The 14,402-nt window shown below is 61.7% G+C and carries 12 protein-coding genes; 11 read left to right on the forward strand and 1 reads right to left on the reverse strand.

All coding sequences use genetic code 11. The features are described from left to right. Positions 1–62: 62 nt before the first annotated feature. The 10 genes from JKF87_RS12370 (at position 63) to JKF87_RS12415 (ending at position 12,508) form a co-directional block, all read left to right on the forward strand. Positions 63–827, forward strand: coding sequence for an IS6-like element IS6100 family transposase (locus JKF87_RS12370; protein WP_001389365.1), 765 nt, complete (start codon positions 63–65; stop codon positions 825–827). Positions 828–881: 54 nt separating this feature from the next. Next, the gene (locus JKF87_RS12375) at positions 882–1,613 is read left to right on the forward strand and encodes a nucleotidyl transferase AbiEii/AbiGii toxin family protein (protein WP_236261370.1); all 732 of its coding nucleotides are present in this window, start codon (positions 882–884) and stop codon (positions 1,611–1,613) included. A gap of 83 nt (positions 1,614–1,696) precedes the next feature. After that, positions 1,697–4,471 carry an ATP-dependent DNA helicase gene (locus JKF87_RS12380; protein ID WP_201100202.1) on the forward strand — a complete coding sequence of 925 codons (2,775 nt, stop codon included), beginning with the start codon at positions 1,697–1,699 and terminating at the stop codon, positions 4,469–4,471. Beyond that, positions 4,468–6,384 carry a DUF7017 domain-containing protein gene (locus tag JKF87_RS12385; protein ID WP_201100203.1) on the forward strand — a complete coding sequence of 639 codons (1,917 nt, stop codon included), beginning with the start codon at positions 4,468–4,470 and terminating at the stop codon, positions 6,382–6,384. The genes JKF87_RS12380 and JKF87_RS12385 overlap by 4 nt, the downstream gene beginning before the upstream one ends. Before the next feature lie 588 nt (positions 6,385–6,972). Beyond that, positions 6,973–8,226 carry a tyrosine-type recombinase/integrase gene (locus tag JKF87_RS12390; RefSeq protein ID WP_201100204.1) on the forward strand — a complete coding sequence of 418 codons (1,254 nt, stop codon included), beginning with the start codon at positions 6,973–6,975 and terminating at the stop codon, positions 8,224–8,226. Between the two features lie 131 nt (positions 8,227–8,357). After that, complete coding sequence (locus JKF87_RS12395) at positions 8,358–9,437, forward strand: hypothetical protein (protein WP_201100205.1); 1,080 nt, start codon at positions 8,358–8,360, stop codon at positions 9,435–9,437. Between the two features lie 48 nt (positions 9,438–9,485). Continuing rightward, on the forward strand, positions 9,486–9,761 hold the full coding sequence (locus JKF87_RS12400) for a hypothetical protein (RefSeq protein WP_201100206.1): 276 nt from the start codon (positions 9,486–9,488) through the stop codon (positions 9,759–9,761). A 160-nt stretch (positions 9,762–9,921) separates the two neighbouring features. Continuing rightward, positions 9,922–10,542: a nucleotidyltransferase domain-containing protein gene (locus JKF87_RS12405; RefSeq protein WP_201100207.1), complete on the forward strand. Its 621-nt coding sequence runs from the start codon at positions 9,922–9,924 to the stop codon at positions 10,540–10,542. Positions 10,543–10,565: 23 nt separating this feature from the next. Continuing rightward, positions 10,566–11,678, forward strand: coding sequence for a M48 family metalloprotease (locus JKF87_RS12410; protein ID WP_201100208.1), 1,113 nt, complete (start codon positions 10,566–10,568; stop codon positions 11,676–11,678). 110 nt (positions 11,679–11,788) lie between these two features. Next, positions 11,789–12,508 (forward strand): sce7726 family protein, encoded by a 720-nt coding sequence (locus JKF87_RS12415; RefSeq protein ID WP_201100209.1) that lies wholly within the window; start codon positions 11,789–11,791, stop codon positions 12,506–12,508. Here the strand turns inward: JKF87_RS12415 and JKF87_RS12420 are convergent. Beyond that, complete coding sequence (locus tag JKF87_RS12420) at positions 12,465–13,127, reverse strand: beta family protein (RefSeq protein WP_201100210.1); 663 nt, start codon at positions 13,125–13,127, stop codon at positions 12,465–12,467. The two genes, JKF87_RS12415 and JKF87_RS12420, sit on opposite strands and share 44 nt — an antisense overlap. A gap of 131 nt (positions 13,128–13,258) precedes the next feature. On the opposite strand from JKF87_RS12420, the gene JKF87_RS18390 reads away from it, so the two are divergent. Then, entirely contained in the window at positions 13,259–14,200 is a 942-nt protein-coding gene (locus JKF87_RS18390; RefSeq protein ID WP_236261357.1) for a hypothetical protein, read from the forward strand. Positions 14,201–14,402: the final 202 nt, after the last annotated feature.

Consider the following 14,402-nt stretch of genomic DNA (forward strand, 5'->3'; position numbering starts at 1 on the left):
GGGCTCTGTTGCAAAAATCGTGAAGCTTGAGCATGCTTGGCGGAGATTGGACGGACGGAACGATGACGGATTTCAAGTGGCGCCATTTCCAGGGTGATGTGATCCTGTGGGCGGTGCGCTGGTATTGTCGCTATCCGATCAGCTATCGCGACCTTGAGGAAATGCTGGCGGAACGCGGCATTTCGGTCGACCATACGACGATCTATCGCTGGGTCCAGTGCTACGCCCCGGAGATGGAGAAGCGGCTGCGCTGGTTCTGGCGGCGTGGCTTTGATCCGAGCTGGCGCCTGGATGAAACCTACGTCAAGGTGCGGGGCAAGTGGACCTACCTGTACCGGGCAGTCGACAAGCGGGGCGACACGATCGATTTCTACCTGTCGCCGACCCGCAGCGCCAAGGCAGCGAAGCGGTTCCTGGGCAAGGCCCTGCGAGGCCTGAAGCACTGGGAAAAGCCTGCCACGCTCAATACCGACAAAGCGCCGAGCTATGGTGCAGCGATCACCGAATTGAAGCGCGAAGGAAAGCTGGACCGGGAGACGGCCCACCGGCAGGTGAAGTATCTTAATAACGTGATCGAGGCCGATCACGGAAAGCTCAAGATACTGATCAAGCCGGTGCGCGGTTTCAAATCGATCCCCACGGCCTATGCCACGATCAAGGGATTCGAAGTCATGCGAGCCCTGCGCAAAGGACAGGCTCGCCCCTGGTGCCTGCAGCCCGGCATCAGGGGCGAGGTGCGCCTTGTGGAGAGAGCTTTTGGCATTGGGCCCTCGGCGCTGACGGAGGCCATGGGCATGCTCAACCACCATTTCGCAGCAGCCGCCTGATCGGCGCAGAGCGACAGCCTACCTCTGACTGCCGCCAATCTTTGCAACAGAGCCCTGCCGAAAACGCGAAGCGAGGAAAAGCGCTGGTCCAGCGAGGTTCGTCGCCGGCTACCGGAATGGGTTGACGCTGTCGTGCAGCCGGTGATCTCCGACGCCTTGGCCACGGAAGGTTTGGCTGCGGCGATCCGCGTCGAAGGTGATCGGCTGTTTATCGACTACGAACCGACCGCAACCGGATCGGGCTATGTCGCCCCCAGTGTCATGCTGGAGTTCGGCGCGCGGTCGACGGGCGAGCCGGCCAGTTTGCGCGATGTTGTCTGCGATGCCTCCGGCCTGATCGATGGCCTGATATTCCCGACAGCGCGTCCGCGCGTCATGCACGCCGAGCGGACGTTCTGGGAGAAGGCGACCGCGATCCATGTCTTCTGCCATCAGGAACGGCTGCGCGGGGACCGCTTCGCCCGGCATTGGCATGATGTCGCCCGGCTCGATGAAGTCGGGCTTGCGGACGCTGCCTTCGCGGATCGCGAGCTGGCGAACGCGGTCGCTCGCCATAAGTCGATGTTCTTTGCGGAGAAAGCGGCTGATCGCTCGCCGATCGACTATGCAATGGCCGTCAACGGCGGCTTGCAACTTGTGCCGGTCGGCGATGGCGCGAAAGCGCTGAAGGACGACTATATCCGCATGGTCGAGGATGGGCTGCTCTTCGATGACGCAGAACCGTTCGAGGCGCTCATGGCGCGATGCGCCGAGATGGCCGCGCGAGCCAACAACGCGGCCAGTTAAGAAACGACGATGAGGGGGCGGGTAGTGACGGTAATGGGTATGTCTGACATTTCGGCGAGCGTTGTAGTTCGGAGTGCAGCGAAATGATCGGAGATCACTCCGACAGCTTCAATTTCCTTCAGCGGTTCTGGCCAGATCTCCATGATCTCGGGAGAAAGGCGGAACAGGCTGGACCGCATGAGCCGGACCTCGTGGCCATCCGGCTGCGTGGGCTTACCGAGACGATGGTCGTCAAACTGTTTGGCCAACTGGGACTTCAGTACGACCCGGCGCATTCGCATTTCGACAGGTTGGTCCTGCTGGAGAATGCAGACCTGCTCGACGCCCGTCTCCTTTCCAAATTTCACGCTATCCGGAAGGTCGGCAACAATGCCGCACACAACGGGAAGGTTACGCCGGCACAAGCTGAAGCTCTTTTGGAAGATGCTTGGTCTCTTTCGTGCTGGTTCTGCCGCTTCATGCGTCCCGACATCGAATGGCTGACTCCAGCGAGGCAGAACGCCAATCCCCTCTCGGTTCCATCCATGGTGGAAACGCAGGACGTGTCTGCCGAGCGGCAGCCGACGGTCCCGGGTAAGTCATCGAACATACTCAAGTTTCCCGAGGAGCGCGTCCGGCGCATACGGGAGCAGGTCTCCCGCGCGATGGCGGAAGTCGATCCGAGGGTGCGCCAACTTCGGACCAGCATCACACTTCACGAGGCCTTTACGGAAAGTCTGTCGAGCGACCAAGCCGCCTGCCTCGACGCGCTTTCCACATTCCTCTCCAGTCCGACGCAGCGTGTATTCCTGCTCAAGGGCTATGCGGGCACCGGCAAGACCTTCCTCGCCAAGGGCATCACCGAATATCTTTCGGCACAGGGTCGCGCTTTCCGCCTCGCAGCACCGACCGGGCGGGCGGCGAAGATTATCTCGGAGAAGACCGGGCGCGACGCGCGGACGGTGCATAGCCAAATCTACAACTTCAGCGACCTGAAGGAATATACGAAGGGGGATCAGGAGGTTGGGTCGGAGACGTTCAAGTTCTATGCGGAGATCGCGTCCAACCAAGATCAGGCCAATACGGTCTATATCGTGGACGAGGCGTCGCTTCTTTCGGACGTCTATTCGGAGAGCGAGTTCTTCCGATCGGGAACCGGATACCTGTTGCACGACCTGATTAGCTATGTCGGATTCGAGCATGGCGAGACCGACCGGAAGATTATCCTCGTAGGCGATCCCGCTCAGCTTCCCCCGGTGGGGATGTCCGTCTCCCCAGCGCTTGATACGGAGTACCTCCACAAACACCTCGGGTTGGATGCGGCCGAATACGAGTTGAAGGAAGTGCTGCGGCAGAAGGCGGATAGCGGGATTATCCGTAACGTCATGCCGCTTCGCGATAGCCTTTCAAAGGGCACATTTGGTAGCCTCAGCTTCAACTTCGGCGAAGATGTCCTGCGTCTCCGCGCCGACGAGGTTCTCCCATTATATATGGCGGCACGCTCTACCGGCGAAGCGAACATTCCGATCGTCATTACGCGGTCTAACAGCGAAGCGGCCAGTTACAACCGGGCGATCAGGGATGCACTTTTCCCCCTACGTGACTTCGTGGCGGCCGGTGATCGGCTGATCGTCACCGCCAACGCCGTTGTGAACGGCAGCTTCCTGGCTAACGGTGAGTTTGTCGATGTCGTCGATGCGGAAACCATGGTGGAGCGGCGGTCCGTCAATCTCCGATACCGTAACGAGGAGACCGGGGCAGTCGACGTCATCGAGGTGTCGTTAGTGTTCCGCGACATCCAGATAACCGTTTCGTCGCCAGATGGCGCCGAGACCGTTCTGACCGCGAAAATCCTCGACGATCATCTTCACGATAGCGGGGCCGGGCTCGACGCTGCGCAGCAGCGCGCGCTCTATGTGGATTTCCTCAAGCGTCACCCTGATTTGAAGCGCGGCCACGACCGAGAACGCCTCAGCCAGATCATACGCCAGGACCCATACTTTAACGCGCTCCGCGTAAAGTTCGGCTACGCGGTGACTTGCCACAAGGCGCAGGGTGGCGAATGGGGGCATGTGTTCGTGAATTGCCCGTCTGGCCAGAATCCGAGATCGGCCGAGTATTTCCGTTGGCTCTATACGGCCATGACCCGCTCAAGCGGGAAGCTGTATATGATCGACCCGCCCGAAGTCAGGTTGAAGGTCGCCGGGCCTGACTGGTGGTCGCCTTCGGAGGTATCGACGACATCGACGGATGGGCAGCTCTCGGCAGCTGCGCAGGCGGGAGGCACCGCCTCAATCATATCGCCCCAGGAGGCATTCCGCCTCGGTGTTCTGGCGCGCGTGCGGGACCTTCTCGGGGAGACGGGCATCGAGATCGACGATGTCGCGCATCACCAGTACCAGGAAGCCTTCTACCTGCGTCGCGACCTCAACACCGCCCGCGCCAACATCAGTTACAATGGCAAGTTTAAGGTTACGGCGGTGGCTGTGCCCCCCGCAGGCGCTTTCAGCGAGCAGCTAGGCGAGCTTCTTCGGCCGTTGGTCGGTCAGTCCATTGCCTCGGCACTGCCAGTCGCCGGCACGGGTGGCTCGTCGGGCCTGCAATCGCCAAGCCGCCCTTTCCTTGCACAGTTCCACGACCGCCTGTTGCCTCTTCTCAGGGAACGCCAAATCCACATTGTGGGATTGAAGGAACAGGCGTGGAGCCAGCGCTACACCTTCTCGCGTGGCGGTGATGCTGCCGTCGTCGATGTCTTCTACGACGGACGAGATCGGTTCACGAAATGCATGCCGATCAACGTCGGGGGGAGGCAGGGCGTCCCAGCGGGTACGTTGTTGCCCGAGGTGCTTGAGATACTCACTGCGCAGGTCATCCCGTGAAGCCGGGGCAGCAGGTCACGGCCTTGCGCAAGGGCGGCCAACTCGATGAAGCGTTCAAACTCGCCACGGAACTGGTTGCGGCGCCGGAGGCGAACGAATGGGAGGTCGGCGCCTACGGCTGGTGTCTGATCGATCTCGTGAAGCGGCATGCCGCCGACCGGGATCAGGCATCGCTGCATGGCTATCTGCGCCTGCTGACGAAGTTTGAGGTCCCTAGTGGAAATGAGCTTCTCGCCGAACACCGAGAGCGGGCGCTGGCATTGGTCGACGATGATCGTCGTGCCGTCATGGCAGCCCGAAAGCTCGGCAAGGATGGCCAGCACGACATGGCCGTTGGCGCGTTTGCGGCACTCATGGCGAAAGGCGGTCTGACCAAGGACGACAAGACTGCTTTCGGCTGGGAGCTCTATCGGGCCACCCAGGCGATCTTCCGAGCGGCTGGGGGGCAGGATTTGGCGCCGAGCGCCATCGATACCGTCAAGCGGCACCTCAACACCTATCTCAAGCTCGGCATCTCGGAGTCCGGTCTATTACATAGCTGCATGATGCAGCAGGCGGTCCGGTTGTCCCATGGCGACCATCTCCGCCTCGCCGCATTCGCACGCTTGTGGGGGCTGGATTCGTTCCGGCGCGAGGACTTCGAGGAGTCCCGACTCGACGACGGCAAGACCTTCCCCCCGCTTGCGGAAACGGTGCTGCAACGCGCATCCAAGGAAGCTGCGAAGGGCGGATCTCCAGCGGAGATGAACTATATCCTGCCCTACCTTGAGCGCGGGCTGGAGCTGTTCCCTGAGAACGTCTGGCTGAAGTTGAACATGGTAAAGTTGCTGCGCGGCCTCGAACGGCTAGATGAGGCTCGACTGCTCGCGACTGAGTTCGCCCGCAGCAAGGCAGGCGAATATTGGACCTGGGAGTTGATCGGCGACCTCAAGGTGGAGCCGGTTATGCGCCTTTCGTGCTATGCGAAGGCGCTGACTTGCTCGGAGGACGATACGTTCGTCAGCAAGCTGCGTCTCAAGTTCGCGGCCCTGGTCGCCGCCGATCATCCCGGTGAGGCGAGAGCCGAAGTGGAACGGGTGATCGAACATAGACGTCGCGAGGGCACCCGCATTCCCATCGACGCCCAGCGGATGGCGGAAAGCGCCTGGTTCCTTGCCGCGGCACCATCTACCCCGGGCCGTTCGTTCTACGATCGCTTCAAGTCGCGCGCCGAGGAGTTGCTCTTCGCCCATCTCCCTTGGACCGATGCATTAGTCGGCGACGAATTCGTGATCGAGGGGCAGGAAGGGCAGAAGGATCGGACACGCCGGCGGATATTCGTGAAGGCCAGCCCTCTGCCTTTAGAAATCAGCGTCTCTGCGGGGCACCCGGACGTGCGGGGCCGCCAGTCGGGCGCTCCGATCAGGGTGCAGATGGAGGTGTCGACCGCCGAACCATGGAAGGCGATGGTGCATCGGATTCAGCCACGGAACGGCGCCAGCGATGACGTTGTGCCGGAACTATGCGGCGTTATCGATCACATCAACCGGGCCAAGTCGCTCCTCCATTTTGTGGTGGCTAAGGGAATCGACGGCACGTTTCCATTGGCCGACTTTACCGGTTCAGCAACGATAGGACAGGCTGTCGCGGTTCGGGCGACCCGCTATCATAGCCGGAAAGGTGCGCGGACTCGGACGCTGTCGGTTTCCTCTACCACCCGATCGCCTGGAACGGATGTGCTGAAGCCTTTCAACGACGATGTCGAAGTCCGTAATGGCCTCGGCTTCACTTCCGCTGGCATCTTTATTCCGCCGGATATCGTTGCAGAATCCAGGGTCGTCGATGGCGATCGGGTGGAAGGCCTAGCCGTTATCAATTTCGACAAGAAGCGAAGCACATGGGGCTGGAAAGCTATCAGCGCGAAAAACGACTGACTTGGTGACAATGCGCGAGCCATTCGCGCTCCGGCCTCGCGTGACAATTAGCTGCTTTGATGATAGAGCTACATCGTGAAATCGGCGGAATGCATGGATCGAGTCGGATTGTTTCCTGCGTTCCTCGCTTGACGATAGATCCCGAAAGTACGGTTTTTCGGGGCATCCCGGAAAAATCCAATAATTTCAAAAGCCAGCCATTTTGCCGGGATAGCTGACGGTATATCGCCGTAAAAAATATTTTTAATGGCGATATTTCAAGGCGTTATGCTGCCAATCAATAATCGAGTGGGAATAATTCGGGCCTTTCGGGGCCTTTCGGAATCGCTTCCGGATGGCCTCGTAAAGCACTGACAACATTGTGAATTCTAACGAGACCCTTCGATATCATTCGGAGGGTCTTTTTTCGTTTTGCCGTCTCCGCCGACGGTACGGCGCGGCGTTGATCCGGAAGACTCTCACCCATAACGTCATGAGCAGGTCGAGACCTCTGACGGTATCGTTTTGGTTCAAGTAGCTGAAAACGCAGAAAAATACCCTCTGAAATTCGGCCGAAATCGATCAACGGCCGAGAGAGTTGATTTTACCGTGCTTACCGATGCTGCGCTCAAGAATTTGCGACCCAGAACAAAGGCTTACAAAAGTACCGACAGGGACGGCATGTACGCCTATGTTTCGCCCGGCGGTGCGATCTCGTTCCGCTACGATTATCGCTTCAACGGACGTCGTGAGACCGTGACGCTCGGACGTTACGGACGAGGCGGTCTCAGCCTCGCCCAGGCCCGCGAACGTCTCTTCGACATCAAGCGGACGATCGCCGAAGGCGCCTCTCCGGCGATCGAGAAGCAGAGGGCCAAACGTCGGCTGCAGGAGTCCCGAAGCTTCGAGCATGTCGCCCAGGCCTGGATGGACAAGGCGCCCATGGCCGACAGCACGCGCAACATGCGCCGGTCGATCTTTAACCGGGAGGTTCTGCCCAAATGGCGGAGCCGGCTGCTCTCGGAGATCACGCCGGACGATCTGCGAGCGCACTGCAAGACGATCGTGGACCGCGGCGCGCCGGCGACGGCGATCCATGTCCGTGACATCGTCAAACAGATCTATGGCTGGGCGATCCTTCATGGGGAGAAGATCAACAATCCGGCGGACGGCGTGGGGCCGGCGTCGATCGCCACCTTCCGTCCCAGGGATCGCAGCCTGTCGCCATCCGAGATCAGGATCATGCTGGGTCTGCTCGGCGAGGTGGCGACGCTTCCCACCATCCGGCTCGGCCTGAAGTTCGTGCTCTTGAGCATGGTCCGAAAGAGCGAACTGCAGGACGGCACCTGGGACGAGGTCGATTTCGAAAACGCTGTCTGGTCGATCCCGAAGGCCCGCATGAAGCGATCGCGGCCACACAACGTCTATCTCTCGACCCAGATGGTCGACATCCTGGTCGCCCTGAAGACCTGCGCCGGCAACTCGAAATACATCCTGCCGTCGCGCTATGACGCGGATGCGCCGATGTCGAAGGCGACGTTCAATCGGGTGACCACGGCCATCGCCGAGCGCGCTGAAAAACAGGCGCTGGCCCTCGAGCCATTCACTGTCCACGATCTTCGGCGGACGGCGTCCACGCTTCTCCACGAGATGGGGTTCAACTCGGACTGGATCGAGAAAGGCCTGGCGCACGAGGAGCGCTCGTCCCGAGGCGTCTACAACAAGGCAGAGTTCGAGACCCAACGGCGGCATATGGCGCAGGAGTGGTCCAATGCGGTCGAGGCCTGGGAGGAGGGGCGGGCATATTCTCCGACCGTCACCGTACCCGAAGGGGCTGGTCCACGGTTCGATCCGAAATCATGATGGAAGAGGCCCGGAAAGCGAAACCCCGGGAGAGGCGCTGCCTGTCCCGGGGCTCTAAACCGTTGCCGGGGGCGCTTGACCACGGGTCAGAGGGGCCGCACCGACTGCTGGTGCTGACAAGGTAGTTTTTGATGGCTGAGAGTCAAGTTCCCTATCCCTACACCCCAGCCCGGCTGGCGGCCTTGAGGGCGGCGCTGTCCGAGACCCGGTTCGACACCTACCTGACCGCCGCCGGCTACCACGTGGATCATGCGGTCGGCCTCTATCTCTACAACGCCAGACTCGCCAAGGCGCTGCTCTATCCGCTGCACATGGTGGAAGTCGTGCTGCGAAACGGGATCGATGCGCTCCTGGTCGAGAAATACGGCGCGGACTGGCCTCGGGAGATGGCCTTCCGGGCGCTTCTGCCGGCGGTCGGCGTTCAGGCCATCGATACCGCGATCACAAGGATCGAGGACGACAAGAAGGCGAGGGCCAGTCGGGAGCAGATCGTCGCGGCGCTCACTTTCGACTTCTGGTCGAACCTGTTCAGACCCGACTACGACCGCCCGCTATGGCAGGTCCATCTTCGCCGGGTGTTGCCCCACCTGGCGCCCGGGTTGACCCGGGCGGACGTCCAGATCCTTGTTCGCGAGATCAACCGGCTTCGCAATCGCGTCGCGCACCACGAACCGGTCCTTGGGCTGGACCTAAACGCCCTGCACAAATCCATTCTGGATATGATCGCCGCCCGTGACCCTGAGGCGGCGGACTGGACCCGTCATCACTCGACCCTGGGTCTGGCCTTGCGGAGCCGTCCGACCCGCGCCCAGGCCTTTCGACCTGTGCTGGGAGACGTGGCCGATCGCAATTTCCTGGCGGTTTCCGGTGATCAGCCCCTGCTGGAGGCGCTCGACGGCTTCGGTGCGGAGGTCGTCGCGATCGTGCGGACGGATGTCGGCGGGGCGCCGACCGGTGCGGTCACGCCGGTACTGCTCGACTACATCGTATCGCAGTCGAAACTGGCCGGCGGGATGATCGATCTGACCGATCATGATCTGGACGATGTCGTGCAGGTCGGCGGACTCCAGGGCAGCTGGATCGGCATGACGCCAGACACCCCGGTCTTTCAGGTCGTCAAAGGCCTGCAGGCTGACAAGGTGCGGGTCGTCGTGGCGGCGGACCGTGCGGGTGTCACGGGAGTCATCGCCAGGGCGCACCGTCGGTATTGATCGGATCCGATGCCTCTGCGATCACGCGACCCGACCTAAGCTTCGCAGATGGAACGTCTGCTGCTCGTCCTTGGAACCGTCCCCGCCCGGATCACCGCCGGTCTGGCCTGTATGGCGGCGCTGGCCGTTCTTCTGGCACCGGGAGAGGGATGGACGGCTGACTGGGAGAAGGTCGTCGCCTTCGTCGCGGCGCTTGGCCTCTGGGGTCTGGCCGAGGCGCGGTGTCGCCGAGGTATTACGGCTCAGAACGGGGGGGCGCCCACGACGATCGGATGTTGGCGGTCGATCTCGAGCGGTTCGTCCGAAGCCTCCCACCTGTCGTGACGCGCAAGCAAATCCTCGCGCGCCTGATCGAGTCAGGACGGGCACCGCCGCCGCCGGATCGAGGGAGGTCCAGATGATCCCCCGGGCCTAGGTCGGTCCGGCGTGAGGAAGTGGAAGATCGGCGGTCGGCGCCACGGTCGGATCGAGATATGGAGCATGAATGCAGCTACCCGAGAACATCTGCGGCCATGCGCCGCTCGAGATTCGCGATGCCTTCAAGGCCTTCCTCGATCTTCCGACTGCGTACGACTGGTCAGGCAGCTTCCCGACGGTAACGCCAAAGCGGATGACGCCGGAGTTCCTCAGTGGCCGGCTGGCTATCTGTACAGCCGAGGCGACGAGCCTGATCACCTGTTTCACATCGGAGGGATGGCTGGAGCCCGGAACAGCCGTACCGACGACCAAGGGGATGTCCCTCGCGCAGCACATCGTCCGTCCCCGACTCCCGCGCGACGAGGCCGACGAAATTTTTGACGCCATCCTTAGCTGGGCCGAAACGCATAACGAGGCGGCGGTCGGCGACATCCGGATCAAGTCGTTGTTTCTGTATGGCAGCTATCTGACCGGTGATGGCGACGTGGGCGATATCGATCTGATCGTCGTCACGAATGAAGAGGATCTGACGGATCAGGGCCTGCTTCAGCCCGAGCATGAAGATGAGGTTGCGGCGGCTGTCTCAGCGCTGGAGGCGATCTCGGAGTACATCAGTCCCGCGACGCCACTCGACATGCTCAAGATGCCCGATGCGACTTTCCATCGCGTCTACAAATGGCATGGCTGAGTTTCGGGATTTTTGGATTGGCGATGGTGAAGAAGACCGAGGTTTCCGCCCAGCTCTGGCCGCAGATCTTCGAGCGGCTCGCACAGGACGAGTATGCCGCGCTGGTCGATCCGGACCATGACACCTTGAATGATGATCGGCGGATGCGGACGGCGCTCGCACGCGCTGGGTGGACTGAGGCGCAGATCGCGACCATCGCTGCCGCACATGCCGCTCGACAGGAGGCGGCCCCGGTCACCAGCCCGGGTGTCAGTCCGGACGTCGAAATCGCCTTTGATCGTCTCACGGCGGATGTGGAGTCGGCCATGGCGCGGCTGGGTCTGTCGTCCTATGAAAGAGTAGCCCGCGGCGTGGAGCCCAGGCTTGGACCGATCGCCGCCAAGATCAATGTGACGATGACTGATGAGAGCATCGTCACCGTGGGGGCCTTCCTGTTTCGGTACTGCGGCCTGATCGCACGCGCGTTCACCCGCACGCTGCTTCTGGATCCCGTATTCTGGCAGTCACCGGACTGGGATGAGCGGGAGGCGCTGGCTCGGCTTTCAAGGCAGCCCGCGCTTATGTGGTACTGGCTGAGGATCCAGATGTCGTTCGCCGTGACCGGGACCCACATCCTGACGCCGTATGAACCTTCCTCGCCCCAGGAGGTGATGCTGATGGAGCAAGTGGCGCGAGCGATGGAGATTTTCGCCATCGCTCACGAATACGGTCATCACGACCTGGACCATGGGCGCTGCCTTGAGGCCGACGCGAAGGCAGAGGAGTTCGCCGCAGATCAGTTCGCGCTTCGCATCGGTTATGAGGTCGAGCGATTCCCTTTCCTCATGGAGAGTCCCTATCTGGCGGGGGGCGCTGGCGGCGTCGTCCTCCTGCTGGCCCTCGAAAACCTGCGCGAGGTCGGTGACATCGTACTGAGCCGTCGTGCCTTGCAGGCCGACACCCATCCTGCCGCCGAAGAAAGGATCAGCCGTTTCGACACCGTCGCCGTTCTGAAGCCACAGGAGTTCGGTGTCCTGCGCGGCTTCCGGAGCGTGTCTGCGCGCATTATGAGGACGGTCGGCACGAGCATCCGCGAGGGCGCGCGCACTCTGCCTGAACCTCTAGTCGAGCTGCTGAAGACCCATGCCATCCCCTGAGATCGGCCCGGAAACGGAACCGAAAGCCCTGATATGACTGTAGATGTCAAAGCGGCGAGCCCGAATGGCATCTCAGCGCGCGATACCGCGGCTTATCGCGGCCCCCGAGATTGGCCGGAGACCTCAAATCTTTCGCGCCATTGTCGGTGATTGATCGGGTGTGTCGGGATGACGATTATCCCCCACCGAAAAGTCTCGGCTTGCCGAAGGAGAATGGCAGGCAGTATCCCCGGACCATGACGAGTCTTCTCAAGGACGGAGATGTGCGGCGCGCTGTCTATGCGCGAATGCTCAGCGCCGCCGTCCGTAGCCCGGATACGCTGGTCATCGACGAGCTAGGCTTGGATCATGGTTCGTGCCGGGTCGATATCGCGGTGATCAACGGCCACATCCGGGGATTGGAAATCAAGGCCGAGGCCGACACCCTGACGCGGCTTCCAGCGCAGGTCGCTGCGTACGGCGACGTCGTGGACAAAGCCTCGCTGATCGTCGCCGAGCGCCACCTCGACGCGGCGTTGCCATTGCTCCCTCAGTGGTGGGGCGTGGTTGTCGCGACGCGTTTCTCAAATGGCGAAGTTGCGTTGCGGCGGGTTCGGGAAGAGCGCGTCAATCGCACCGTCGATCCCATCGTTCTGGCCAGACTCCTCTGGCGGCCGGAAGCGGCTCAGATATTGCGCGATCTGAATACGGCTGAGCGGAAGCTTCGTGGCCCACGCGAGGAGCTGTACCAGCAACTGATCGAAGCCCTTTCGCGCCGTGAGCTGTCCATGCGCGTGCGCGAAACGCTCAAGGCGCGGGCAATCTGGCGAGATCGTCCAAGACCACAGTGATGTGGTGGTTGGTGGCGACCCACTTCCAGGTGGTCGCGTTGCCGCGGCTGACGCGTCCGTGTTCGCAGTCACTGATGTATCCGCTGCCCGCGGAATAGGTCGCGCCATGGTAGGCGGACGCTCCGGTGATCAGCTTGCAAAGTCCAGGATAGGCCTGATTGGTCTCACCCTTGAGGCGCTTGCGCCGGGCCACGAGCCATCCGCTCGTCGTTGCGTAGCGGACGTTCGGCGCCCCGCACATGAACCGCATATCCCCTTTTGGGAAAGCCACGGCGGCCACCGCGTAGTCGCCGAACGCAGGGCGTCTTGCGCCGTTGGGCAGGGCGGCCGCGAGCGTACGATAAAAGAGCCAGTCGTTGCGCGGCAACAGCTCGAGCGAGGTCTTGAGATGGGCGAGACTGTCCGGGAAGGACGCGGCCATGACGACGAGGCTTCGTGCGTTGGTCATGGTAGACGAAGCGCTCAGCGCGGCCTGGACCACGCCCACGAGACCGTGCAACGGCTCGTAGGCCGGAGCTCGCAGGTCCAGGACCAGGTCGAGTTCAGAGAGGTCGAGCCCCAAGGCCGCGAGCAATGCGGCGACGTTCACGTCGAAGTCCGGATCCAGGGCCTCGTCCAAGGTGCACCGCAGAACTGGTACGTCCAATGGCGAGAACGTCGCCGTGGGTTCTTCACCGGCTGGGAAGCAGAGATGCTGCTGTTGGCTGCGGCTCTGACGGGGGAGAAGACCGGCTGGCTACGTCAAAGCCCATGGCTGCTGAGCGGCTCGTTCCGATCTCGGGTTTGGTCAGCGGGGATCAGGTTGATGACGTCCGTCGTGACTGGGAGGCCGCCTGTAGCCGCCTCAATGCCCATGCGCTTCAGCGCGCCAAGGAAATCACGCGGGTAGCTCGGATCCACCGGGACCCGTTCGAGCCGCTCTTACCAATCCTGGAGGCCTCAAGTCCGGTGGGCGAGTACCGGAAGATCACGGCGGAAATCCTCAAACGTATGCCTGATGCACGACGTTATCCCCGCGGAGCGGCGGAGAGTGTTCGGGCGCTGCTGATGCTGCGCCTTGGCCTCCATTTGGGCCTTCGTCAGAAGAACCTGCGGCAGATGCTTCTCTGTCCCAAAGACCGCGCGCCGACGACCGAACGGGAGCTCGAGAGGCTCAAGTGCGGCGAGCTCCGCTGGAGCGACCGCGAGGCCGCCTGGGAGGTTTTCGTGCCCTGTGCGGCGTTCAAGAACGCTGGCTCGGCCTATTTTGCGAAGCGACCGTTTCGTTTGTTGCTACCGGACCTCGACGGTCTTTACGGTTGGCTGGACGCCTACGTGACCGTGCATCGGCGGGTGCTGCTGGGAGGGGCCGACGATCCAAGTACTGTGTTCGTGAAAACCCGCAAACGCACCTCGACCAATGCCGCGTACAATCAGACCACCTTCTACGAAGCCTGGCGTCTGACCATCCAGCGATACGGGATCTACAATCCATACACCGGCCGGGGCGCCATCGCTGGTCTGCTGCCGCATGGGCCTCACAGCGTACGCGACGTGCTGGCTACCCATGTGCTCAAGACAACAGGCTCCTATGAGCAGGCCAGCTACGCGATCCAGGACGCGCCCGCGACAGTGCAGGCGCACTACGGTCGGTTCTTGCCGCAGGACAAGGCAGCGCTTGCCGCTGCTGTGTTGAACAAGGTCTGGGCCTAGGATCGCTTCCGGAGGGGCGGGGCGTGTGGCCCCGTCCCTCCATTGAACGCCTCAAGCAGGCGTTTCACCAACGATGGTTGTCGAGATGGCGGGGATGACCCCTGATACCCATTCGCTCGATGACGCCGATCTGAGATGTTACAGTACAAGTCGAATCAGTTTTTGGGGTGCAAAGACAGAAATTCGGTCTCACTTGCTCCAA

It is taken from the genome of Brevundimonas nasdae (assembly GCF_016654005.1).
GTDB classification, from domain to species: Bacteria; Pseudomonadota; Alphaproteobacteria; order Caulobacterales; family Caulobacteraceae; genus Brevundimonas; species Brevundimonas nasdae.

What these genes read in the sequence shown, in the direction of transcription:
- JKF87_RS18390 (WP_236261357.1), top strand. Translation starts at nt 13,259, where the DNA reads ATGGCTGCTGAGCGGCTCGTTCCGATCTCGGGTTTGGTCAGCGGGGAT.
- JKF87_RS12380 (WP_201100202.1), top strand. Translation starts at nt 1,697, where the DNA reads ATGATCGGAGATCACTCCGACAGCTTCAATTTCCTTCAGCGGTTCTGG.
- JKF87_RS12410 (WP_201100208.1), top strand. Translation starts at nt 10,566, where the DNA reads ATGGTGAAGAAGACCGAGGTTTCCGCCCAGCTCTGGCCGCAGATCTTC.
- JKF87_RS12405 (WP_201100207.1), top strand. Translation starts at nt 9,922, where the DNA reads ATGCAGCTACCCGAGAACATCTGCGGCCATGCGCCGCTCGAGATTCGC.
- JKF87_RS12400 (WP_201100206.1), top strand. Translation starts at nt 9,486, where the DNA reads ATGGAACGTCTGCTGCTCGTCCTTGGAACCGTCCCCGCCCGGATCACC.
- JKF87_RS12370 (WP_001389365.1), top strand. Translation starts at nt 63, where the DNA reads ATGACGGATTTCAAGTGGCGCCATTTCCAGGGTGATGTGATCCTGTGG.
- JKF87_RS12395 (WP_201100205.1), top strand. Translation starts at nt 8,358, where the DNA reads ATGGCTGAGAGTCAAGTTCCCTATCCCTACACCCCAGCCCGGCTGGCG.